At 51.4% G+C, this 22,783-nt stretch carries 19 protein-coding genes and 2 tRNA genes; 18 read left to right on the top strand and 3 right to left on the bottom strand.

The window, feature by feature from the left end; genetic code table 11:
- Positions 1-56: 56 nt before the first annotated feature.
- The gene (locus ACVB80_RS12290; RefSeq protein ID WP_481081572.1) at positions 57-884 is read left to right on the top strand and encodes a magnesium transporter; all 828 of its coding nucleotides are present in this window, start codon (positions 57-59) and stop codon (positions 882-884) included.
- Here ACVB80_RS12290 and dacB read toward each other — a convergent pair.
- Positions 850-2,250, bottom strand: coding sequence for a serine-type D-Ala-D-Ala carboxypeptidase (gene dacB / locus ACVB80_RS12285; protein WP_481081571.1), 1,401 nt, complete (start codon positions 2,248-2,250; stop codon positions 850-852). The genes ACVB80_RS12290 and dacB overlap by 35 nt on opposite strands.
- 126 nt (positions 2,251-2,376) lie before the next feature.
- Positions 2,377-3,414 (bottom strand): porin, encoded by a 1,038-nt coding sequence (locus tag ACVB80_RS12280; RefSeq protein WP_481081570.1) that lies wholly within the window; start codon positions 3,412-3,414, stop codon positions 2,377-2,379.
- Between the two features lie 543 nt (positions 3,415-3,957).
- Between ACVB80_RS12280 and greA the strand changes: the two genes are divergently transcribed.
- On the top strand, positions 3,958-4,431 hold the full coding sequence (gene greA / locus ACVB80_RS12275; RefSeq protein ID WP_481081569.1) for a transcription elongation factor GreA: 474 nt from the start codon (positions 3,958-3,960) through the stop codon (positions 4,429-4,431).
- 147 nt (positions 4,432-4,578) lie between these two features.
- Here the strand turns inward: greA and yhbY are convergent, their stop codons facing one another.
- Positions 4,579-4,875: a ribosome assembly RNA-binding protein YhbY gene (gene yhbY, locus ACVB80_RS12270; protein ID WP_481081568.1), complete on the bottom strand. Its 297-nt coding sequence runs from the start codon at positions 4,873-4,875 to the stop codon at positions 4,579-4,581.
- Positions 4,876-5,004: 129 nt separating this feature from the next.
- Here yhbY and rlmE point away from each other — a divergent pair, with 129 nt between their 5' ends.
- The 16 genes from rlmE to ACVB80_RS12190 all read left to right on the top strand — a co-directional run bounded on the left by rlmE (position 5,005) and on the right by ACVB80_RS12190 (position 22,748).
- Positions 5,005-5,634 (top strand): 23S rRNA (uridine(2552)-2'-O)-methyltransferase RlmE, encoded by a 630-nt coding sequence (rlmE, locus tag ACVB80_RS12265; RefSeq protein ID WP_481081567.1) that lies wholly within the window; start codon positions 5,005-5,007, stop codon positions 5,632-5,634.
- A 99-nt stretch (positions 5,635-5,733) separates the two neighbouring features.
- Entirely contained in the window at positions 5,734-7,677 is a 1,944-nt protein-coding gene (gene ftsH, locus ACVB80_RS12260; RefSeq protein WP_481081566.1) for an ATP-dependent zinc metalloprotease FtsH, read from the top strand.
- A 59-nt stretch (positions 7,678-7,736) separates the two neighbouring features.
- Positions 7,737-8,567 (top strand): dihydropteroate synthase, encoded by an 831-nt coding sequence (gene folP / locus ACVB80_RS12255; protein WP_481081565.1) that lies wholly within the window; start codon positions 7,737-7,739, stop codon positions 8,565-8,567.
- Between the two features lie 17 nt (positions 8,568-8,584).
- Positions 8,585-9,922 (top strand): phosphoglucosamine mutase, encoded by a 1,338-nt coding sequence (glmM, locus tag ACVB80_RS12250; RefSeq protein ID WP_481081564.1) that lies wholly within the window; start codon positions 8,585-8,587, stop codon positions 9,920-9,922.
- Positions 9,923-10,250: 328 nt separating this feature from the next.
- Positions 10,251-10,592 carry a preprotein translocase subunit SecG gene (secG, locus tag ACVB80_RS12245; protein WP_481081625.1) on the top strand — a complete coding sequence of 114 codons (342 nt, stop codon included), beginning with the start codon at positions 10,251-10,253 and terminating at the stop codon, positions 10,590-10,592.
- An 8-nt stretch (positions 10,593-10,600) separates the two neighbouring features.
- Positions 10,601-10,684 (top strand) — tRNA-Leu (locus ACVB80_RS12240).
- Between the two features lie 47 nt (positions 10,685-10,731).
- Positions 10,732-10,808: transfer RNA gene (locus ACVB80_RS12235), tRNA-Met, on the top strand.
- 269 nt (positions 10,809-11,077) lie between these two features.
- Positions 11,078-11,533 (top strand): ribosome maturation factor RimP, encoded by a 456-nt coding sequence (rimP, locus tag ACVB80_RS12230; protein ID WP_481081563.1) that lies wholly within the window; start codon positions 11,078-11,080, stop codon positions 11,531-11,533.
- A gap of 20 nt (positions 11,534-11,553) precedes the next feature.
- Positions 11,554-13,041, top strand: coding sequence for a transcription termination factor NusA (gene nusA / locus ACVB80_RS12225; RefSeq protein WP_481081562.1), 1,488 nt, complete (start codon positions 11,554-11,556; stop codon positions 13,039-13,041).
- Between the two features lie 25 nt (positions 13,042-13,066).
- Positions 13,067-15,742 (top strand): translation initiation factor IF-2, encoded by a 2,676-nt coding sequence (gene infB, locus ACVB80_RS12220; protein WP_481081561.1) that lies wholly within the window; start codon positions 13,067-13,069, stop codon positions 15,740-15,742.
- Positions 15,743-15,836: 94 nt separating this feature from the next.
- The gene (gene rbfA, locus ACVB80_RS12215) at positions 15,837-16,232 is read left to right on the top strand and encodes a 30S ribosome-binding factor RbfA (protein ID WP_481081560.1); all 396 of its coding nucleotides are present in this window, start codon (positions 15,837-15,839) and stop codon (positions 16,230-16,232) included.
- A complete protein-coding gene (gene truB, locus ACVB80_RS12210) occupies positions 16,232-17,176 on the top strand; it encodes a tRNA pseudouridine(55) synthase TruB (RefSeq protein ID WP_481081559.1) in 945 nt (314 codons plus the stop codon). The genes rbfA and truB overlap by 1 nt, the downstream gene beginning before the upstream one ends.
- Before the next feature lie 277 nt (positions 17,177-17,453).
- Positions 17,454-17,723, top strand: coding sequence for a 30S ribosomal protein S15 (rpsO, locus tag ACVB80_RS12205; RefSeq protein ID WP_481081558.1), 270 nt, complete (start codon positions 17,454-17,456; stop codon positions 17,721-17,723).
- A 383-nt stretch (positions 17,724-18,106) separates the two neighbouring features.
- Complete coding sequence (gene pnp, locus ACVB80_RS12200; protein WP_481081557.1) at positions 18,107-20,239, top strand: polyribonucleotide nucleotidyltransferase; 2,133 nt, start codon at positions 18,107-18,109, stop codon at positions 20,237-20,239.
- Between the two features lie 93 nt (positions 20,240-20,332).
- Positions 20,333-21,238, top strand: a complete 906-nt coding sequence (nlpI, locus tag ACVB80_RS12195; protein WP_481081556.1) for a lipoprotein NlpI — start codon at positions 20,333-20,335, stop codon at positions 21,236-21,238.
- A 160-nt stretch (positions 21,239-21,398) separates the two neighbouring features.
- Positions 21,399-22,748, top strand: a complete 1,350-nt coding sequence (locus ACVB80_RS12190) for an MATE family efflux transporter (protein ID WP_481081555.1) — start codon at positions 21,399-21,401, stop codon at positions 22,746-22,748.
- Positions 22,749-22,783: the final 35 nt, after the last annotated feature.

Here is a 22,783-nt window from a genome sequence, read left to right as displayed (position 1 = left end):
GGACCCAGGACCCAGCGCTCTTATTTGGTCGTTACCAGCTAATCGGGAGATTCGCCATGACGGTAATTCATTCTACTCTGTATTCAGCAGAGGAAATCGGCGCAGCGCACAGCGCGTTTCGTCAGTATGACCAGGAAACTCAGCTTCACCTTTTAACGGTAATGCCGATTGAAGAAGCGGTTGAGATATTACATCAGTGCAAAGTGACCAATGTGCACTGGTATTTACAAAAACTTGAAGAGCAGGGGCACAACAAGCGAGCCCGTCATTATGCTATGCAGCTGGGTCTGAACTTTTCTGAGGCGGAAACTGCTCAGGATTATCTGGCGACCAGTGTGCTCGCTCACTTTCGTCAGCGGGTCGGCTGGATTGTGGCCCTGGCTCTGTTGGGTATCGTATCGGGCCTGATTATCGCCCAGTATGAAGACACCCTGAGCCAGCTGGTACTGCTTGCTGTCTATATGCCGGTGATCGCGGCAGCGGGTGGTAATACCGGCTCACAGGCGGCAACCCTGGTTATCAGGGCGCTGGCAACCGGTGAGCTTAAAAAGCGTCAGTGGCTGCATGTGCTGTGGAAAGAGAGCCGGATTGCGCTTTGCCTGGCGGCGGTGATCGCTCTGGTGATCATGATGCGGGTGCTGCTGTTCAGCGGTGAGAGTTCAACGGGCGGGTTTGACCTGAATACCATTGCCATTGCAATCTCGGTGGCGCTGTTTATTCAGGTCACGCTGTCGACCACTCTCGGCGGTTTGCTGCCGATCCTGGCCCGGGCCTGTAACCTTGACCCGGCGGTACTGGTCAGCCCGGTGCTGGCGTCAGTGGTCGATATTTCGGGGATCTGGATCTACTTTACTGTGGTGAACCACTTCCTCGGGCTGTCTTAACCAGCTCGTTATAGAACTGCTGTTCAAACTGATAAATCGGGGCGGGCGTCTTTGGCGCATCGTCCCTTTTTATTGGGTGGTAGTCACTGACAAACTGAACAAACAGGCTTTGTGGCTGGCCTTTATCATCCACCACATATCCCGCCATATTATAAGTACCGTACAGTGAGCCACTCTTTGCCTGAAGGTGACCTTTTACCGGCTCCTGGCGCATGCTGCGGCGGTACTTCAGCGTGCCACTCTCACCAGCGACCGGCAGCAGCCTGATGAAATCCAGCTGCTTATCGTTTTGCCAGATGTATTCCAGCACCTGCGCCATGTCCTGGGCGGTCAGGCGGTTGTTGCGTGACAGACCTGAACCATCGGCCAGTACCGCGTGCTCCAGGTCGATGCCGGTATGACTGTAGAGGATCTGCTTGATCGCTTCGGTGCCGTTATTAAAGCTGCCAGGCTGGTGGAAGAAGTGCGCGCCGAGGGTTTTGGTCAGATTGTCTGCGATCAGGTTGTCAGACTTTTTCAGCATGGTATCGAGCAGATTGCTCAGAGGCTCTGAACGGTGGCTGGCGACCATGACTCCCTGCTGTTTAACGTTACGCTGGCGGATCTGACCTCTCAGTTTTACTCCGTTCTCTTTCAGGATCCGTTCCAGCACCTGGCGGGTGTAGTCATAGGTATCCTGCAGGGCAAACTTAAGTGGCAGCGGCTTATCCCGCTTCAGCATACAGCCGGAGAGGTGGTAGTTGTTGCCTTTGGTGGTGGTCAGTTCCAGTTCGCACTGACGGGATTTCTTGGCCACTTTGTTCAGTGCAATCGCCATGGTGGAAACAGAGATCGGCTGGTGCTCAGGCACATAAACCTGAGTACGGCCGCTCTTCAGGTTTTTAACCGAAGCCTGAACGCAGTTTCTGTCCAGGGTAATCGCACTGGCCGGTGCACTGTAGCAGACACCAAGTACGTCCCATGGCCAGCCCACACCACGCTCATAACCGGTAAAAATGCTGGCATCCAGGTAGAGATTGGAAGGGTTGGTCATGCCGCCGGCTTTGGCCTGACGGATAAGGGCGCTGAGGTGCTCGTTGGTCAGGGTTGGATCGCCGCTGAAGCGGATCACGTATTCTGAGCCAATACGCTCTATACGGGTCTCAAAACGAAACGCATCGCCCAGCTCAAACTTAGCGGCCAGTGCGGTCAGTATCTTCATGGTGCTGGCAGGGGGAAACAACTGGGTATGATTCACTTCCAGCTCGCTGCCGCTGAGATCGGCGGTCACCAGGCTCGCACGGCTGCCCGGGGGCAGTTTGTTTAATCCAGTCTCTGCCAGCACGGTAGTACTGACAAGGGCGCAAAGCAGCAGCCAAATTCGCATAACAGGGTTTCCAGCCAAGTGTTTCCGGGCTGTTAATTATAGCAGGGCAGGATATGGGGGGACAGGCATAAAAAAACGCCCGTAAAAGCGGACGTTTTTGGGATTCATATTTAGCTGAAAGCCAAATTAGAAGTCGTAACGCAGACCCAGTACAGCCTGGTCCTGAGAAGCGAACTTACCAACTTTGTCTTCTTTCAGCAGGTTGAACTCGTAAGAAACGTAAGAACGGAAGTTAGCGTTGAAGAAGTAAGTTGCATCAACAGCGAACGCGTCTACGTTTGCTTCTTTTTCAGAACCATCGTCTAGGTCTGAACGGTTGTAAGTAGTGGTGAACTTAGCCTGACCCAGGGTGTAAGCAGCAGCGAGTTCGTAACCGTTTTGTTTCAGCTCGTCAGAAGACGCTTTTACATCATAATCTGCACGAGTGTAAAGACCTGCAACGTAGAAGTCACCAAACGCGTATGAAGCACCCAGCATGTACTCAGATGCATCAGTTACTTGGTTGTCAAATACGTGGCCGTTTTGCTTAGCGTAAGCCGCTGTTACACGAGCGCCAGTTTCGCCGATGTTGTAGATACCAGAAAGCGCGTAACCTTCGTTCTCGTCGCTCTTAGCTACAGTGTCTTTGTTTGCATCAGCACGGGTTGCAGAAGCGAATGCGTAGTTAGCACGGATTTCAAAACCGTTGAACTCACCAGCGTAAGCGATAGAGCGGTCTGGACGGTCAGCTACGTCGAACTTAGGAGCTGCACCGTTACCGTGGTAAGCCATGATATCAGTGAAGTCAGTTACTGCAGCCAGAGAACCTTTAACAGTACCCATGGTGATTTCACCGAAGTTGCCGCCGATACCAGCGAACATGTAACGGTGCTCCAGAGTGTCAGAGTCTTTTTTCGCTTTGGTTTTAGAGTCGTCGTACTTAGTTGCATTGTATTCACCCTCGTAGAAACCCAGACCGTACAGTTCGTCAGTCAGCTGAGTTTTACCCAGGAAGTTCAGACGTACGCGAGACTGGTCTTCTACTTTACCGTCTTGCAGAGCCAGACGTGCTTCAACACGGCCGCCCATTTCGATAGTAGATGCGTCAGTTTTTGCGATTTCAGCAGCAGTAGCGCCGGTGCTTGCAGCTGCAGCAACAGCCAGAGCAATCAGTTTTTTGTTCATTGCTTTCTAAGTCCTAATTGATAGTCCATAAATTAAGCAGGCGGGAGGGTCCGCTCTGCTAAATGAAATGCGCCAATACCCGGCAGCAATAATGCCCGTGACATCACTCGCATTTCGTTGGTGGGAGAGTTGTACCCCTAAAGTTCACTGTGAGGGTAGTAAAATGTTGTAAAAGCTCTGACTGAACACTGTTTTATTATCTTTTTTTATCTTTAAATTTCAATCTAAACAATGGTTTGTGTGTTTTGTGTTCGTTTATATAAAAGCTGTATTTGATAATGTTTTTTGTTTTGGCCCGGGATTTCAACCCGATTTGTGAGCTTTGATTATTTTATAAATTGTATTACGCAAAATGATTAACCCCCTGAATGAAAGGCGAAATGTGATCGGGACCACGCTTTTTAGGTGACCTGCTGAGCAACTTTTATTACACTAGAGAAAATCTGTTTTTGAATTTGCCTCACTTGAACCACTGTTGGTGCGAGTGGGTTTTTTGTTGCCTGAAGAAAGGGCATGCCCTTGTCTTTAGCTATGAGGTTACCAATGGAAAAAGTCCCAATGACGACCAGCGGCGAGAAAAAGCTGCGTGAAGAACTGGAAGTGCTGATGAAGCGCCGTCCGCTGATTTCTGAAGCTATCGCTGAAGCCCGTGAGCTGGGCGACCTTAAAGAGAACGCGGAATACCACGCTGCCCGTGAAGAGCAGGGTATCTGTGAAGCTCAGATCCGTGACATTGAATACAAGCTGTCTGTTGCTCAGGTTATTGACGTAACCAAGATGGAAAACACAGGTAAAGTGATTTTCGGTACTACAGTGTCGCTTATTGATATTGATACTGACCAGGAGCACACTTACCAGATCGTCGGTGACGACGAAGCGGATATTAAAGCAGGCAAGATTTCTGTCAGCTCACCAATCGCACGCGGCCTTATCGGTAAGATGGAAGGCGATGAAGTCTCTATTAACACCCCGGGTGGCGCGAAAGATTACGAAATCGATAAGGTTGAGTATATTTAATCGCGGTCGCGAGGTTCGTGGGACGTGGTTCGCGGAAGGGCGGCGTTTCACTGACAGCGGATACAAAAAAGGTCGCATAATGCGACCTTTTCTTTTTTCTTGCCCAGAGCCCAGAGCCCAGAGCCCAGAGCCCAGAGCCCAGAGCCTTTATTTACGCGGCAGCTCGATCTTACGCGCTTCAGACTGGCGGAACAGAACCAGGGTTTTACCGATGGTTTGTACTTTTTCCGCTTTGGTTTCGCGTACGATAGCGTCGATGATCAGGTTTTTGGTTTCGCGGTCTTCTGACGCGACTTTCACCTTGATCAGCTCGTGGTGGTCCAGAGCGATTTCGATTTCTGCAAGCACGGCCTCAGTTAATCCATTTGCGCCCATCAGCACTACAGGTTTCAGACTGTGTGCCAGGCCTTTGAGATGCTGCTTTTGTTTTGTGCTTAGGTTCATTATGCGGCCAAATTTCTTTACTATTAGGGTTGAAAACCCGCATTTTAACGCCATCTATGCTGGAAGACTACCGTTTATTCAATTACCGGACAGACGGGGCAGCAGCCAACAGAGCGAAACAGGATTCAAATGAGTAAACAAAAGCACTCGGCCAGCTCAGGCCGATGGTTGAAAGAACACTTTGATGACAAGTACGTAAATGAAGCCAAAAAGAAGGGCTATCGTTCGCGTGCTATCTTTAAAATTGAAGAAATTCAGGACAAAGACAAACTTCTGAAGCCGGGCCAGACCGTGGTTGACCTTGGTGCAGCGCCAGGTGGCTGGTCACAGTATGCGGCAAAGATTGTCGGTCAGGAAGGTCAGGTGATTGCCTGTGACATTCTGCCGATGGACTCAATTGCCGGTGTGGCATTTCTTCAGGGGGACTTCCGTGAGGAGGCGGTACTGGATGCATTGCTTGAGCGTATTCAGCCGGATATGGTCGATGTGGTGATGTCTGATATGGCACCAAACATGGCCGGTAACCTGGCGGTGGATCAGCCACGCGCTATGTATCTTGTTGAACTGGCACTGGATATGTGTCGACAGGTACTGGCCCCGGGTGGTAGCTTTGTGGTTAAGGTTTTCCAGGGGGAAGGCTTTGACCAGTACATGAAAGATGTCCGTGACATGTTTAAGGTGGTGAAAATCCGTAAACCGGATTCATCCCGGGCACGCTCACGCGAAGTCTACATCGTGGCTACCGGTTATAAAGGCTAATACCTGGTTACAAATTAACACTGTGGCTACAGCCGAGAAACTGTAGTACCCTACCTTTTAATTACAAATAGTTATCGCGAGGCTGACACCTTGAGTGACATGGCAAAAAATTTAATATTGTGGCTTGTGATCGCCGTAGTGCTGATGTCAGTGTTCCAGAGCTTTGGCCCTGGGGAAAACAATGGCAGAACAGTGGATTACACCACATTCGTACAGGAAGTTGGCCAAGGCCAGATTCGGGAAGCGCAGTTTAAAGACAGGGAGATCGTCTTCTACCGTCGTGATAACTCGCGTTACGTCACCTATATGCCGGTGTACGACAACAAACTGCTTGATGATCTGATCAACCAGAACGTGAAAGTAGTGGGTACACCACCGGAAGAGCAGAGCCTGCTGGGCACCATCTTTATTTCATGGTTCCCGATGATTCTGCTTATCGGTGTGTGGATTTTCTTTATGCGCCAGATGCAGGGCGGCGGTGGCAAAGGCGCCATGTCGTTCGGTAAGAGCAAGGCGCGTATGATGAGCGAAGAGCAAATCAAAACCACGTTCGGCGACGTTGCAGGCTGTGATGAAGCCAAAGAAGACGTGAAAGAGCTGGTAGATTACCTGCGCGATCCAAGCCGTTTCCAGAAGCTGGGCGGTAAGATCCCGACTGGTGTTCTGATGGTTGGTCCTCCGGGTACAGGTAAAACTCTGCTGGCGAAAGCAATTGCAGGTGAGGCGAAAGTGCCGTTCTTCACGATTTCTGGTTCTGATTTCGTAGAAATGTTCGTTGGTGTTGGTGCATCCCGTGTACGTGACATGTTTGAACAGGCGAAGAAAGCCGCGCCTTGTATCATCTTTATCGATGAGATCGATGCGGTAGGCCGTCAGCGTGGTGCTGGTGTAGGTGGTGGTCACGATGAGCGTGAGCAGACCCTGAACCAGATGCTGGTTGAGATGGATGGTTTCGAAGGTAACGAAGGTATTATCGTTATCGCGGCAACCAACCGTCCTGATGTACTGGACCCTGCGCTGCTGCGTCCTGGCCGTTTTGACCGTCAGGTTGTGGTTGGTCTTCCGGATGTTCGCGGTCGTGAGCAGATCCTGAAAGTACACATGCGTAAAGTGCCGCTGGCCGGTGATGTTGAACCATCCCTGATTGCACGTGGTACTCCAGGCTTCTCTGGTGCAGACCTGGCTAACCTGGTGAACGAAGCAGCCCTGTTTGCTGCGCGCGGTAACAAGCGCAACGTTTCCATGGTGGAGTTCGAACTGGCGAAAGACAAAATCATGATGGGTGCAGAGCGCCGCTCTATGGTGATGTCTGAGGAGACCAAAGAGTCGACAGCCTACCACGAAGCGGGTCACGCTATCGTTGGTCGTCTGGTGCCTGAGCACGATCCGGTTTACAAAGTATCTATCATTCCGCGTGGCCGTGCCCTTGGTGTGACTATGTATCTGCCTGAGCAGGATCGCGTGAGCATGTCCCGTCAGCACCTTGAGTCTATGATCTCAAGCCTGTACGGCGGTCGTCTGGCGGAAGAGATCATCTACGGTGCAGATAAAGTCTCTACCGGTGCATCGAACGATATCGAGCGTGCTACTGATATCGCGCGTAAGATGGTGACGCAGTGGGGCTTCTCTGAAAAACTCGGTCCTTTGCTGTACGCAGAAGACGAAGGCGAAGTGTTCCTGGGCCGCAGCGTAACTCAGACCAAGCATATGTCTGATGATACTGCCAAGCTTATCGATGACGAAGTTCGCCATCTGATCGACACTAACTATGCCCGTGCGAAGAAGATCCTTGAAGAGAACATGGATATCATGCACGCGATGAAAGATGCTCTGATGAAGTACGAAACCATCGACGCGGGTCAGATTGATGATCTGATGGAGCGTAAGGCTGAAATCCGTGAGCCTGCGGGCTGGGGTGAGCAGACTGCCGCTCAGGAAGCATCGAATCAGGCAAAAGCTGAGCCTGAGGCTGAAGCCAAGCCGGAAAATGCGCCTGAAGAGCAACCATCTCAAAACGAAGATGGCACAGATAAAGACGCTTAATCGCTGATTTGTTAAATTGAACCCCGGGTATGCCCGGGGTTTTTGTGTTTGTGGACGATATGATTTTAAAAGCAAACTCTAAAGTTCTCGACCTCTCTGTTCCTCAGGTAATGGGGATCCTCAACGTCACTCCGGACTCATTTTCCGATGGCGGACGTTTTAATCACCTCGAAAACGCTATGGAGCACGCCAGGGCGATGATTGCCGCCGGTGCCACCATTATCGATATCGGTGGTGAATCCACCCGTCCGGGGGCACCGGATGTGTCGCTGGAAGAGGAACTGGAGCGGGTTATTCCTGCAATTAAAGCTCTGCGTACATTCAGTGACGTCTGGATTTCAGTCGATACCAGCAAAGCAGAAGTGATGCGTCAGGCGGTGGAAGCCGGTGCGGACATTATTAATGATGTTCGCGCACTGCAGGAACCGGGCGCTCTGGAAGTGGCCGCGAAAGCCGGTGTGCCGGTGTGTCTGATGCACATGCAGGGTCAGCCGCGTACCATGCAGGCCAGTCCGGAATACCAGGACCTGCTGGCCGATGTGGGCGAGTTTCTGCAGGAGCGCGTTGCAGCGTGCGAGGCGGCCGGGATTGATAAATCTCAGCTGATCCTTGACCCGGGTTTTGGTTTTGGTAAAACCCTGGAGCATAACTACACCCTGCTGGCAAACTTGGAACAGTTCCACCGTTTTGGACTGCCGCTGCTGGCGGGAATGTCGCGCAAATCAATGATTTTTAAGCTGCTTGATAAAGCACCAGCGGATTGTATGGCAGGCAGTGTCGCCTGCGCGACCATCGCCGCCATGAAAGGTGCGCAAATTATACGGGTACATGATGCAGAGCAAACCGCCGACGCGATGCGCATTGTTACCATGACCCGGACAAATCAATAATAAATTAAGGAAATACTATGTCTGAACGACGCTATTTTGGTACCGATGGTGTACGTGGCAAGGTTGGCCAGTACCCAATCACACCGGATTTTGTACTTAAGCTTGGCTGGGCTGCAGGTCGCGTACTGGCAAAACAGGGCACAAAGAAAGTCATCATTGGTAAGGATACCCGCATCTCAGGTTACATGCTGGAATCTGCGCTGGAAGCGGGTCTGGCGGCTGCCGGCCTGAAAGCGACCTTTACCGGCCCAATGCCGACTCCGGCTGTTGCGTACCTGACTCAGACCTTCCGCGCTGAAGCGGGCATTGTGATCTCTGCGTCACATAACCCTTATTACGATAACGGTATCAAGTTCTTCTCATCAGAGGGCACCAAACTGCCGGATGATATCGAACTGGCAATCGAAGCTGAGCTGGATAAAGAGATCGAGTGTGTGGAGTCAGCCCTGCTGGGTAAAGCCACCCGTCTTGATGATGCTGCCGGCCGTTACATCGAGTTCTGTAAAGGCACTTTCCCGTCAGAGCTGAGCCTGGCTGAGCTGAAGATCGTGGTCGACTGTGCTCACGGTGCGACTTACCACATCGCACCAAACGTGTTCAGCGAGCTGGGCGCAGAAGTGATCGCTATGGGCTGCGAGCCAAACGGTATCAACATTAACCACGAAGTGGGTGCAACGGATGTTCGCGCGCTGCAAAAGCGTGTGGTTGAAGAGCAGGCTCACCTTGGTCTTGCATTTGACGGTGACGGTGACCGCATCATCATGGTTGACCATCTGGGTAACAAGGTAGACGGTGACCAGATCGCTTACATCATCGCCCGTGACGCCCTGCGCCGTGGTGAGCTGAAGGGTGGCGTTGTCGGTACCCTTATGACCAACCTGGGCATGGAAAACGGCCTCAAGCAGCTTGGTATCCCGTTTGTTCGTGCAGCCGTCGGTGACCGCTATGTAATGGAGCAGCTGCTGGCGAAAGGCTGGAAGATTGGTGCTGAAAACTCAGGCCACGTGATCCTGCTTGATAAAGTCACCACAGGTGACGCTATCGTAGCCGCGCTTCAGGTGCTGGCATCAGTGATTGGCAGCGGCATGAGCCTGAACGAACTGGCCAGCGGTATGACCCTCTACCCGCAGGTACTGGAAAACGTACGCTTTGCCGGTGAGAACAACCCACTTGAAGCCGGTGCAGTGAAAGCCGCAACAGCAAAAGCAGAAGCCGAACTGGGTGACAAGGGCCGCGTTTTACTGCGTAAATCCGGCACCGAGCCACTGATCCGGGTTATGGTAGAAGGCGAAGATGCAGAGCTGGTACAGAAATCAGCGCTGGATATTGCGGCAGCTGTAAAAGAAAGCTGTTAATCGAAGGCTCTGGGCGCTTGGCACTGGGCACTGGGGGAGCCGGTGGGGCGTTTCGTTGCAAACGTCCTGTCTTCTCCTGCTGTAACTCAGGTAAATGAGCCAGTTTGTGGGCTTGTGAAACGCCCAGAGCCGCGAGCCCAGAGCCCAGCGCCTAAAATCGATAGATTTTTAATCAAACAAACCTTAACTCTTACATTTTCGTGAATTTTTGCTTGTCAGCTTAGTTGGGTTTGGTTAGTATGCTTTCCGCTTTCGGATGGAAAGCGCGCTAGCCTTGTCCTCGGATGAAGACTTCGCTGGCTCAACAATTTGGAACATAGGTGGAAATATGCATACGATTCTGCTTGTGATTTACCTGTTGGCAGCGATTGGTATTATTGGCCTGGTGTTGATTCAACAAGGTAAAGGCGCAGACATGGGTGCTTCGTTCGGAGCGGGCGCATCAAACACAGTATTTGGTGCCGGCGGTTCAGGTAACTTCCTGACACGAACTACAGCAATCCTTGCAACCGTATTTTTTATCGTTAGTTTGGCACTTGGCCGCATGTCAAGTCACGCTGAGGTTTCTCAGTTTGACGAAGCAGCACTGGGTCAGGCAGCAGAACAAACTGTCGAAAAAGTGAGTGAAGTTCCGGCGGAAACATCAGCCGCTGACGAAATTCCTCAGTAAAAAATTTAGCCGAGATGGTGAAATTGGTAGACACGCTAGCATGAGGTGCTAGTGCCTTTGGTGTGAGGGTTCGAGTCCCTCTCTCGGCACCATGATTTACAAACTTGTCAGGTTGAGCGTATAATGCTCAGCAGTCGGACGCGGGGTGGAGCAGCTTGGTAGCTCGTCGGGCTCATAACCCGAAGGTCGTCGGTTCAAATCCGGCCCCCGCAACCAATACTTTCAACTGATTCTTGAAAGTTTTTGGCCAGCAAGTTTGCGTAGCAGCTATGCTTTAATAAGCAGGCAGTTACGGGCTGATGGCGACATCAGCATCATCAGGGTCAAGCATCAAAAACCCCGACTAAATCGGGGTTTTTTGTTATCTGAATTTTGTAATTGAGCATTTTTCAGATGATGCTGGATTTAATGATTGGGCTATAGGCCCTTTTTTTGTTTCTGGAGTGGTTACCGCACAGCACTGTGTGTATCCAAAAGGTGAGAACATGACTGGTTTAGAAAGACAATTAACAGAAATGCTGGAAGCGCCGGTAGAGGCATCTGGTTATGAGTTGGTTGGCCTGGAATTTATCCGTGCAGGTGAGCATTCAACACTGCGTATCTACATTGACCACGAAAATGGTATCAATGTGGACGATTGCGCTGAAGTAAGCCATCAGGTAAGCGCGGTAATGGACGTAGAAGATCCAATTTCTGTGGCGTATAACCTGGAAGTGTCATCGCCGGGTTTGGAGCGACCACTGTTTAAAGCAGATCATTATCAGCAGTTTATTGGTCACGAGGTGAGCCTGGTATTGAAAATGGCTATGGGCAACCGTCGTAAGTGGAAAGGGGTTATCGAGGGCGTCGAAGGCGAAACTGTAACTCTGACCGTTGACGGCCAACAAGAAGAATTTGCACTTAGCAACATTTCAAAAGCGAACCTGATCCCTAAATTTTAAGTCTGGAAGAGGCTAATTAGATGAACAAAGAAATTTTGGCGGTTGTTGAAGCTGTTTCAAACGAAAAAGCAGTTCCTCGTGAGCGTATCTTTGAAGCACTGGAAATCGCACTGGCGACAGCGACTAAAAAGAAGCATGAGATCGAAATCGACGTGCGTGTTGCTATCGACCGTAAAACCGGTGAGTTCGAAACTTTCCGTCGCTGGATGGCAGTTGAAGAAGTAGAAACTCCGACTAAAGAGATCTCTCTGGAAGCGGCACAGTACGAAGACGAAACCATCGAAGTGGGCGGTTTCATCGAAGACGAAATCGAATCAGTAACTTTCGACCGTATCACTACCCAGACTGCCAAGCAGGTTATCGTACAGAAAGTACGTGAAGCTGAGCGTGCGCAGATCGTTGAGCAGTTCATTGACAACGAAGGCGACCTGGTTACCGGCGTAGTGAAGAAAGTAAACCGTGACACCATCATCCTGGACCTGGGTAACAACGCTGAAGCGGTTATCCTGCGTGATGATCAGCTGCCGCGTGAAAACTTCCGTCCGGGCGACCGTGTACGTGGTCTTCTTTACCGCGTAGCGCCAGAAGCGCGTGGTTTCCAGCTGTTCATTACCCGTTCTAAGCCGGAAATGCTGGCTGAGCTGTTCCGTGTGGAAGTGCCTGAGATCGCTGAAGAGATCATCGAGCTGAAAGGCGCAGCACGCGATCCGGGTTCACGTGCGAAAATCGCAGTGAAAACCAACGACAAGCGTATTGACCCTGTGGGTGCGTGTGTTGGTATGCGTGGTGCTCGTGTACAGGCTGTATCTGGCGAGCTGGGTGGCGAGCGTATTGATATCGTACTGTGGGACGACAACCCGGCTCAGTTCGTGATCAACGCGATGGCACCTGCTGATGTTGCTTCTATCATCGTTGATGAAGATGCCAACTCAATGGATATCGCTGTAGAGGCAGATAATCTGGCTCAGGCTATCGGCCGTAACGGTCAGAACGTACGTCTGGCATCTCAGCTGACTGGCTGGGAACTGAACGTAATGACAGTGGCGGACCTGGAGAAGAAGCACCAGGAAGAAGCAGGCGCTGCTATCGAAACCTTTATCAAGCACCTGGACATCGAGCAGGACTTTGCAGAGCTGCTGGTTGAAGAAGGCTTCTCTACTCTGGAAGAAGTGGCTTACGTACCGGTTGCAGAGCTGCTTGAAGTTGACGGTCTGAACGAAGAGATCATCGAAGAGCTGCGTCAGCGTGCGAAAGACGCCCTGACTACCCTGGCTCTGGCACAGGAAGAGTCGTTTGATGGTCTTGAGCCGGCTGAAGACCTGCTGGGTCTGGAAGGTCTTGAGCGCGAAATGGCGTTCAAACTGGCAGCGAAAGGCGTTGCAAGTCTGGAAGATCTGGCTGACCAGGGTATTGATGACCTGGAAGGTATTGAAGGTTTGACCGAAGAGCGTGCAGGCGAGCTGATCATGGCAGCCCGTAACATCTGCTGGTTCGGCGAAGAAGAATAATTGATTTCAGCAAGGAGGAATGCGGATGACAAAACTTACAGTACAAGCACTGAGTGAGGAAATTGGCACTCCGGTAGACCGCTTGATTGAGCAACTTGCTGATGCAGGCATGAAAAAAGCGGGCAGTGACTTGGTGAGTGACGAAGAGAAGCAGGAGCTTCTTACTCACCTGAAAAAAGAGCACGGAGATACTTCCGGCGAGTCAGGTCCTACCCGTTTGACTTTGCAGCGAAAAACCCGCAGCACGCTGAGCGTGGCTGCAGGTGGCGGCAAAAGTAAGAATGTTCAGGTGGAAGTGCGCAAGAAACGTACCTACGTTAAGCGCAGTGCCGTAGATGAACAAGCGAAGCGCGAAGCAGAAGAAGCAGCACAACGTGAAGCCGAAGAGGCAGCACGTCTTGAAGCTGAAGCAGCTGCCAAGCGTGAAGCGGAAGAGAAAGCGAAACGTGAGGCAGAAGAAAAAGCCAAACGTGAAGCTCAAGAGAAAGCAAAACGTGAAGCTGAGCAGGCTGCTAAGGCAGCAAAACCAGCTGAACGTAGTGCTGAAGAAGTAGCGAAGCAAGAAGCAGCGCAAAAAGAGGCCGATGAGCTTAAGCGTCGTCAGGAAGAAGAAGCTAAACGTAAAGCTGAAGAGGAAAGTCAGCGCAAGCTTGAAGAAGCTCGCGAATTGGCTGAAAAGAACGAAGAGCGTTGGTCTGCTGCAGAAAAGAAAAAGGGTGATATGGAAAATACAGATTACCATGTAACGACTTCACAACATGCACGTGAAGCCGAAGATGAAGCAGACCGTCGTGTAGAAGGTGCTCGTCGTAAGAAGAAGAAAAAAGCTTCTGGCAACGATGACCGCGGCGGTCGAAATCAGCGTGGCCGTGGTGGCCGCAACAAAGGCAAGCTGGCGAAACCTACCTCGATGCAACATGGCTTCGATAAAACGGCAACCGTCGCTAAGCAGGACGTTGTGATCGGCGAAACTATCGCTGTTTCTGAGCTGGCAAACAAGATGTCAGTGAAAGGCGTTGAAGTCATCAAAGTGATGATGAAGATGGGCGCAATGGCGACCATCAACCAGGTTATCGACCAGGAAACGGCTCAGCTGGTAGCTGAAGAGATGGGTCACAAAGTTATCCTGCGTAAAGAGAACGAACTGGAAGAAGCAGTACTGTCTGATCGTGACAACGATGCAGAAGCAGTGCCACGTGCTCCGGTTGTTACCATCATGGGTCACGTTGACCACGGTAAAACCTCTACGCTGGACTACATTCGCCGTACTCACGTTGCATCTGGTGAAGCGGGTGGTATTACCCAGCACATCGGTGCGTACCACGTTGAAACTGACAACGGTATGATCACCTTCCTGGATACTCCTGGACACGCCGCGTTTACCGCAATGCGTGCCCGTGGTGCTCAGGCGACCGATATCGTTGTTCTGGTTGTAGCGGCAGATGATGGCGTAATGCCACAGACTATCGAAGCTATCCAGCACGCGAAAGCAGCGGGTGTACCGCTGATCGTTGCTGTGAACAAGATCGATAAAGAAGAAGCGAACCCGGATAACGTTAAGAACGAACTGGCTCAGTACGATGTAATCCCTGAAGAGTGGGGCGGTGAGAACATGTTTGTTCACATCTCTGCGAAACAGGGCACCAACATCGACGGTCTGCTGGAAGCTATCCTGCTTCAGGCTGAAGTTCTTGAGCTGACTGCAGTTGCAGATGGCATGGCATCAGGTGTGGTTGTTGAATCACGTCTGGACAAGGGCCGCGGTCCTGTTGCTACTGTACTGGTTCAGTCTGGTACCCTTCACAAGGGTGACATCGTTCTGTGTGGTCAGGAATATGGCCGTGTTCGTGCAATGCGCGACGAAATTGGTAACGAAGTAACCGAAGCGGGTCCGTCTATCCCGGTAGAAATCCTGGGTCTGTCTGGCGTACCTACTTCTGGTGACGAAGCGACCGTAGTACGTGATGAGCGTAAAGCGCGTGAAGTTGCTAACTACCGTCAGGGTAAATTCCGTGAAGTTAAGCTGGCCCGTCAGCAGAAAGCGAAGCTGGAGAACATGTTCTCTAACATGGCTGCTGGTGAAGTTGCTGAACTGAACGTAGTACTGAAAGCGGACGTACAGGGTTCTGTGGAAGCAATCGCAGACTCACTGCTGAAACTGTCTACCGACGAAGTGAAAGTAAACATCGTAGGTTCTGGTGTTGGTGGTATCACCGAGACCGATGCGGTTCTGGCTGCAGCGTCTAACGCTATCGTACTGGGCTTTAACGTACGTGCTGATGCATCTGCTCGTCGTACTGTTGAAGCTGAGAACCTGGATCTGCGTTACTACTCAATCATCTACCAGCTGATCGACGAAGTGAAGCAGGCGATGGGCGGTATGCTGGCTCCTGAGTTCAAGCAGGAAATCATCGGTCTGGCACAGGTTCGTGACGTATTTAAGTCGCCGAAACTGGGTGCGATTGCAGGCTGTATGGTTACTGAAGGCCTGATCAAGCGTAACAACCCAATCCGCGTACTGCGTGATAACGTTGTTATCTACGAAGGTGAGCTTGAGTCTCTGCGTCGCTTTAAAGATGACGTTCAGGAAGTTAAGAACGGCTACGAGTGTGGTATCGGCGTTAAGAACTACAATGATGTTCGCGTTGGTGACCAGATCGAAGTGTTCGAAATCGTGGAAATCAAACGTACACTGGACTAATTGACTAAAATTACCGACAGGTAATGGTTGTTAAATACACCATGGGGGGCTGGGTAAATCCATCCCCCCATTCTTGCTATTTAAGAGAAAAGATATGTCAAAAGAATTTAGCCGCACGCAGCGTGTATCTCAGCAGCTGCAAAAAGAGCTGGCCATGATCCTGCAACGCGAAGTCCGTGACTCGCGCCTGGGCATGGTGACCATTTCAGACGTGGAAGTATCCCGCGACCTGGCTTACGCGAAAGTCTTCGTGACTTTCCTGTGTGTTGGTGAGCAGACTCCTGAGTCTTGTCTGGCGGCACTGAAAGAGCACGAACCGCATATCCGCATGATGCTGGGTAAGCGCATTCGTCTGCGTCTGACACCGGAAGTTCGCTTTACCTACGACAACACTCTGGTTGAAGGTATGCGTATGTCTAACCTGGTGACTGAAGTTGTCAGCAAGGACAATGCGAAGAAAGCAGATGCCGGCCGTGAGGATGAAGAGTAATGGGTCGTCGCGGACGTCGTCGCGGACGCCCTGTTGATGGGGTGATCCTGCTGGATAAACCAACCGGTATTACTTCCAATGATGCGCTGCAGAAAGTGAAGCGCATCTACTTTGCAGAGAAAGCGGGCCACACCGGCGCGCTGGATCCGCTGGCAACCGGCATGCTGCCGATCTGTTTTGGTGAAGCCACCAAGTTTTCCCAGTTCCTGCTGGACTCGGACAAGCGCTACGTGGTGAAAGCGAAACTGGGCGAGCGCACCAACACCTCTGACTCAGACGGTGAAGTGGTCGAAACCCGCCCGGTGAAAGTAGACCGTGGTCTGCTTGAGCGCTGCATCGCTAAGTTCCGTGGTGAAACCGAGCAGATCCCATCCATGTTCTCGGCACTGAAGTACCAGGGTAAGCCCCTGTACGAGTACGCCCGTGAAGGTATCGAAGTGCCACGTGAGTCCCGTCCTATTACGGTTTACTCTATCGAACTGCTTCGCTTTGACGGCGACGAAATCGAGATGGAAGTACACTGTTCAAAAGGCACTTACATCCGTACTATCGTTGACGATCTGGGTGAGATGCTGGGCTGTGGCGCGCACGTAACTTACCTGCGCCGTACCGGTGTTTCCAACTACCCGTATGAGCGTATGGTGACCCTGGAGCAACTGGAAGCCCTGCTGGAAAAAGCCCGCGAGGAAGATATTGCTCCACGCGAACTGCTGGACCCGCTGCTGATGCCAATGGACACCGCAGTTCAGGACCTGCCTGAAGTGGCTCTGATCCCGGAACTGGCAGACATGGCCCAGCACGGCCAGCCAGTCCAGGTCTTCGGCGGCCCGCAGGAAGGCCAGGTTCGTATGACCTGCGAAGGCACTTTCATCGGCGTTGGTGAAATCGACGACGATGGAAAGATTGCTCCGAAGCGACTTGTCGTTTTTCGGGATGAAGAATAAAAAAGCCCTTCGGGGCTTTTTTTGGTTTCGCGGTACGGGGTTCGTGGTCCGCGGGAGAGATAATGGTCCTGTGGTCCTGTGGTCCTGTGGTCCTGTAGTTAAACTTCCATAGAACCATAGAACCATAGAACCATAGAACCATAGAACCATAGAACCATAGAACCGCCATAACCCTTGCCTTTCCTTCGCAACCCTCATATAATCCCCGCTCCTCGTGTCGGCTGAATCAGAGATTGGCTGGCACAGTGTTAAACTTAACTCTTATTAGGAGAGAATTATGTCTCTGAATGCAGAAACTAAAGCAGCAATCGTTGCTGATTACGCTCGCGGCGAAGGCGACACAGGTTCACCAGAAGTACAGGTAGCTCTGCTGACTGCTTCTATCAACCACCTGCAGGGTCACTTCAAAGCACACAAGCAAGACCACCACAGCCGTCGCGGTCTGCTACGCATGGTTTCTCGTCGTCGTAAGCTTCTGGACTACCTGAAAGGTAAAGATCTGGATCGTTACCACGACCTAATCAAACGTCTTGGCCTGCGTCGCTAAGAACAGTTTGTTCGAAAAAGGGGCTTTAAGCCCCTTTTTTGTTGGCTAAATTTAGCCAAAGACGGCATTAGCCGTTATACTACCCCACGGTAAAAATCCGCTCCGGATAATGCCATTCAATCTCAAAGCGTAACAGTCAACCAAGTCGACCAAAAGGTCGCGGCTATTAAAAAGCGGTTTGCTGAAGCAAATGGCGCTGGGCACTAGGTACTAGGCCCTGGGCGTCGTAGTCTTTTAGCCCAGAGCCCAGAGCCCAGAGCCCAGAGCCCAGAGCCCAGAGCCCAGAGCCCAGAGCCCAGAGCCCCTTTTTACTAGTCGCGATTAGTGCGCTTTGAACGACATAAAAAAACACTCCGGGCTTTCACCCGGAACAAGGAATAACAATGTTCGAAAAACCAGTTGTTAAGACGTTTCAGTACGGTAACCATACCGTAACGATTGAAACGGGCGTAATTGCACGTCAGGCGACCGCAGCCGTAATGGTAAACATGGACGATACTTCTGTATTCGTTTCTGTTGTTGGTAAGAAAGAAGCAATGCCAGGTCAGGACTTCTTCCCACTGACAGTAAACTACCAGGAGCGTACTTACGCTGCAGGTAAAATCCCAGGTGGTTTCTTCAAGCGTGAAGGCCGTCCTTCTGAAGGCGAAACCCTGACTGCACGTCTTATCGACCGTCCAATCCGTCCTCTGTTCCCTGACGGTTTCAAAAACGAAGTTCAGGTTATCGCGACTGTAATGTCTGTTAACCCGAACGTACAGCCAGACATCCCGACTATGATCGGTACTTCTGCAGCTCTTGCTATCTCTGGTATCCCGTTCAACGGTCCTATCGGTGCAGCGCGTGTTGGTCACATTGACGGCCAGCTGGTACTGAACCCAAGCGCAACAGAACTGGAAGGCTCTCGCCTGGATCTGGTTGTTGCAGGTACTGAATCTGCAGTGCTGATGGTTGAGTCTGAAGCAGACAACCTGACTGAAGAAGAGATGCTGTCTGCCGTTGTTTACGGTCACGACCAGCAGCAGACAGTGATCAAGGCGATCAACGAGTTTGCAGCAGAAGTAGCGACCCCGGCATGGGAATGGACTGCACCAGAAGTAAACACTGAACTGAAAGCAAAAGTTGCAGCTCTTGCTGAAGCGCGTCTGTCTGAAGCGTACCAGATCACTGAGAAAATGGCGCGTTACGACCAGGTTGGCGCTATCAAGAACGACGTGATTGAAGCGATTCTGGCTGAAGACGAAGAGCAGGACGAAATGGAAGTCCGCAACATGCTGAGCTCTCTGGAGAAGAACGTAGTTCGTGGCCGCATCATCGCTGGTGAACCACGTATCGACGGCCGTGAGAAAGACATGGTTCGTGCTCTTGACGTTCGTACCGGCGTACTGCCACGTACTCACGGCTCTGCTCTGTTCACCCGTGGTGAAACTCAGGCTATCGTAACTGCGACTCTGGGTACCCAGCGTGACGCTCAGATCATTGATGAGCTGACTGGTGAGCGTAAAGATCACTTCCTGCTGCACTACAACTTCCCTCCATACTGTGTAGGTGAGACTGGCTTTGTTGGTTCTCCTAAGCGTCGTGAAATCGGCCACGGTAAACTGGCTAAGCGTGGTATCGCTGCGGTAATGCCTTCTGTAGACGAGTTCCCGTACACGGTTCGTGTGGTTTCTGAAATCACTGAATCTAACGGTTCTTCTTCTATGGCTTCTGTATGTGGTACTTCTCTGGCTCTGATGGACGCTGGTGTGCCAATCAAGTCATCTGTTGCAGGTATCGCGATGGGTCTGGTTAAAGAAGGCGACAACTTTGTTGTTCTTTCTGACATCCTGGGTGACGAAGACCACCTTGGTGACATGGACTTTAAAGTGGCGGGTACTTCTAACGGTGTTACTGCTCTGCAGATGGACATCAAGATCGAAGGTATCACCAAAGAGATCATGCAGATCGCTCTTAACCAGGCTCAGGGCGCGCGTAAGCACATCCTGTCTGTAATGGATGAGGCAATCTCTGGTGCACGTGAAGAGATCTCTGAGTTCGCTCCACGTATCCACACCATGAAGATCAGCGCTGAGAAGATCAAAGACGTTATCGGTAAAGGTGGTGCGGTTATCCGTCAGCTGACTGAAGAGACCGGTACTACCATCGAAATCGAAGACGACGGTACTATCAAGATCGCAGCAACCGACGGCGACCAGGCGAAAGACGCTATCGCACGTATCGAAGCGATCACTGCTGAAGTTGAAGTTGGCCGCATCTACACTGGTAAAGTGGCACGTCTGGCAGACTTCGGTGCGTTCGTAACCGTACTGCCTGGTAAAGATGGTCTGGTACACATCTCTCAGATCGCTGACAAGCGTGTAGAGAAAGTATCTGACTACCTGACTGAAGGCCAGGAAGTACAGGTTAAAGTACTGGAAATCGACCGTCAGGGTCGTGTTCGTCTGAGCATGAAAGAAGCGGTTGAGAAACCAGCTGAAGATGCAGCAGACAATGCGCAGTCAGGCCAGGAATAATCCGCCGGGCATACGCAAACGCGTGAAAGCATGATATAAAGGGGGGCTATAAGCCCCTCTTTTTATTATCTAAGGGCAGCAAGGAGATTCAGTTTGGTCAAATGGTTTAAATGTGCGGCCGTCAGCGGGATGCTGCTTTTATCCGGTTGTGCAACAACAAACAACAGTCAGTGGCTCTACCCTCCGATGGCAGTGCCATTGCAGCCCAGCCTGCAGCAGGAAGTTCAGATCGCCCGTCTTACCCAGCTTCTGAAGCGGGAAGATCTCGGTGATGATGTCCGGGCCAAGATGTATTATGAGCGCGGCAACTATTATGACAGTGTGGGTCTGCGTGACCTGGCCAGGCTGGACTTTGAACGCTCGATTAACCTGAATCCGCGCCAGCCGGATGTGTTTAATCTGCTTGGTGTCTATTTCACCGAGAAGCGTGAGTTTGATGTGGCCTTTGATTCTTTTGACTCTGCCCTTGAGCTGGACCCGTCCAACGAATACGCCGAACGCAACCGTGCCATCGCCCTTTACTACGGTGGCCGCTATGAGCTGGCGCTGGAAGCGATGGAAAAACACTACCAGGATGAGCCGGAAGACCCGTTCCGTGCTATGTGGCTGTATCTTATCCAGCGTGAAAGTGACCCTCAGGGGGCACTGGCAGATCTCAAACAGCACTATGATGCCCGTACTGACCGCTGGGGCTGGATCATGGCAGCTTTGATGCTCAATGAGATCTCAGAGGAAACCGCGTTTCGTGCCATCGTCGATGCCACCCGTAACAACGAGCTGTTGTCACAGCGCCTTACCGAAGCCTATTTTTACCTGGGTAAGCGCTATCAGATCGCGGGTGATTATGCCAATGCCATTTCACTCTACAAGCTGGCAGTATCGTTTAATGTCTATGAGTATGTCGAGCACCGCTACGCGCTGCTGGAACTCGGAAATATTTATTCGCAGCTGAGAGAAGAAAAAGAGCTTGCTCAGCAGCAGGAAAATACCTCTCAATAAAACAAAGGCTTGCCTGTGCAGTTCAGCGCGGGCAGGCTTTCACTTCGTGCTGCCCCGCATTTTATTCCTTCCTTATCAAAAAAGATGCTTCCCCCTGGCTCAAACTTTGATATAGTTCGATGTTGAAATTATAATTAAAATAAATAATTGAACAATTATTATGAGCACAAGAGAATCTATTGTCCGCCAGTTTTGGCGTTACGCGCTGCCGACTGTGGCTGCTATGCTGGTCAATGGCCTCTACCAGGTGGTAGATGGTATCTTTATTGGTCACTATATTGGTGCCGATGGCCTGGCGGGGATCAACATTGCCTGGCCAATCATCAGTGTCATGGTTGGTATCGGACTGATGCTCGGTGTCGGGACCGGAGCCCTAGCGTCGATCCGTCAGGGCGAAGGTCATCTGAATCTTGCCCGGGAAACCATGGCTACGGGCCTTGTACTGATCCTGCTGTTTTCACCCTGCCTGTCTTTATTGCTGTATTTGTTTTCTCCGACCCTGGTTGCCTGGCAGGGGGCGGATGGCAATGAATGTGAGCTGGCCATGCAGTATCTGGACATTCTGGCCCTGACTCTGCCGGTTACGCTGGGATCGATGGCGATCCCGTTTCTGGTCCGGAACGACAACAGTCCTAACCTTGCCACTATGCTGATGGTGCTTGGGGCTCTGCTAAATATCGTTTTGGACTATGTTTTCATCGTTCTTCTGGACTGGGAGCTTCAGGGGGCAGCCCTGGCGACGGCTTTGGCACAATTGTGCATCAGTCTGGCCGGGGTTGGTTATTTTTTCAGTGCCAGGGCAACGCTTCGGCTGGATATCCACTGTTTTCGTATTCAGTGGACGTCCGTGCCAACGATTCTGAGTATCGGCAGCTCAAGCCTCTTTATGTATGCGTATGGTGCAGTCATGGTTGCCATGCACAACTGGATGTTCAGTTTGTATGGCGGTTCGGTTGTTGTTGGTGCGTACGCCATTATCAGTTATGTTGTGACCGTTTATTACCTGGTGGCCGAGGGCTTTGCCAACGGTATGCAGCCACTGGTGAGTTATAACTATGGCTCCAGACGTCTGGATAATGTGTTTAAGCTATTGCAGGTAGCCCTGGTCACGACGCTGGTGGGTGGCATTTTGTTTGTTGTCGGGCTGAACATCTTTCCTGAACAGATCGTGGCGGTGTTCAATAACACTGATCCTGAGCTGAAATTACATACGGTACTGGGCATTCGTCTGCATTTGTTTGTGGTTTTCCTTGATGGCTTTCTGGTCGTGGTCGCGGCTTTTTATCAGGGGGTGGGGCTTGGACGCAAGGCGGCACTGGTGTCGGTTGCAAACATCTTGTTTCAGGTGCCATTTTTGCTGCTGTTTCCTAAGCTCTGGGGTACGGAGGGGGTATGGCTGGCATATCCTGCATCCAATATCGCGATGACCCTGCTGGCAGTGGTTATTATGCGAAAAGACCTGAAAGCGTTACGCGGAGAGGCGGTGATGAAACCGGCTGAAGCCTTATAGGGCAGCCCGCAGCAGCAAAGAAAAGGCTCACGTAT

This window comes from Vibrio sp. 9-16B-A1, assembly GCF_056726165.1.
The sequence above is the reverse complement of the archived record's forward strand: the minus strand, read 5'-3'. Positions and strand labels throughout refer to the sequence as shown.

What these genes read in the sequence shown, in the direction of transcription:
- ACVB80_RS12290 (WP_481081572.1), top strand. Translation starts at nt 57, where the DNA reads ATGACGGTAATTCATTCTACTCTGTATTCAGCAGAGGAAATCGGCGCA.
- dacB (WP_481081571.1), bottom strand. Translation starts at nt 2,250, where the DNA reads ATGCGAATTTGGCTGCTGCTTTGCGCCCTTGTCAGTACTACCGTGCTG.
- ACVB80_RS12280 (WP_481081570.1), bottom strand. Translation starts at nt 3,414, where the DNA reads ATGAACAAAAAACTGATTGCTCTGGCTGTTGCTGCAGCTGCAAGCACC.
- greA (WP_481081569.1), top strand. Translation starts at nt 3,958, where the DNA reads ATGGAAAAAGTCCCAATGACGACCAGCGGCGAGAAAAAGCTGCGTGAA.
- yhbY (WP_481081568.1), bottom strand. Translation starts at nt 4,875, where the DNA reads ATGAACCTAAGCACAAAACAAAAGCAGCATCTCAAAGGCCTGGCACAC.
- rlmE (WP_481081567.1), top strand. Translation starts at nt 5,005, where the DNA reads ATGAGTAAACAAAAGCACTCGGCCAGCTCAGGCCGATGGTTGAAAGAA.
- ftsH (WP_481081566.1), top strand. Translation starts at nt 5,734, where the DNA reads ATGGCAAAAAATTTAATATTGTGGCTTGTGATCGCCGTAGTGCTGATG.
- folP (WP_481081565.1), top strand. Translation starts at nt 7,737, where the DNA reads ATGATTTTAAAAGCAAACTCTAAAGTTCTCGACCTCTCTGTTCCTCAG.
- glmM (WP_481081564.1), top strand. Translation starts at nt 8,585, where the DNA reads ATGTCTGAACGACGCTATTTTGGTACCGATGGTGTACGTGGCAAGGTT.
- secG (WP_481081625.1), top strand. Translation starts at nt 10,251, where the DNA reads ATGCATACGATTCTGCTTGTGATTTACCTGTTGGCAGCGATTGGTATT.
- rimP (WP_481081563.1), top strand. Translation starts at nt 11,078, where the DNA reads ATGACTGGTTTAGAAAGACAATTAACAGAAATGCTGGAAGCGCCGGTA.
- nusA (WP_481081562.1), top strand. Translation starts at nt 11,554, where the DNA reads ATGAACAAAGAAATTTTGGCGGTTGTTGAAGCTGTTTCAAACGAAAAA.
- infB (WP_481081561.1), top strand. Translation starts at nt 13,067, where the DNA reads ATGACAAAACTTACAGTACAAGCACTGAGTGAGGAAATTGGCACTCCG.
- rbfA (WP_481081560.1), top strand. Translation starts at nt 15,837, where the DNA reads ATGTCAAAAGAATTTAGCCGCACGCAGCGTGTATCTCAGCAGCTGCAA.
- truB (WP_481081559.1), top strand. Translation starts at nt 16,232, where the DNA reads ATGGGTCGTCGCGGACGTCGTCGCGGACGCCCTGTTGATGGGGTGATC.
- rpsO (WP_481081558.1), top strand. Translation starts at nt 17,454, where the DNA reads ATGTCTCTGAATGCAGAAACTAAAGCAGCAATCGTTGCTGATTACGCT.
- pnp (WP_481081557.1), top strand. Translation starts at nt 18,107, where the DNA reads ATGTTCGAAAAACCAGTTGTTAAGACGTTTCAGTACGGTAACCATACC.
- ACVB80_RS12190 (WP_481081555.1), top strand. Translation starts at nt 21,399, where the DNA reads ATGAGCACAAGAGAATCTATTGTCCGCCAGTTTTGGCGTTACGCGCTG.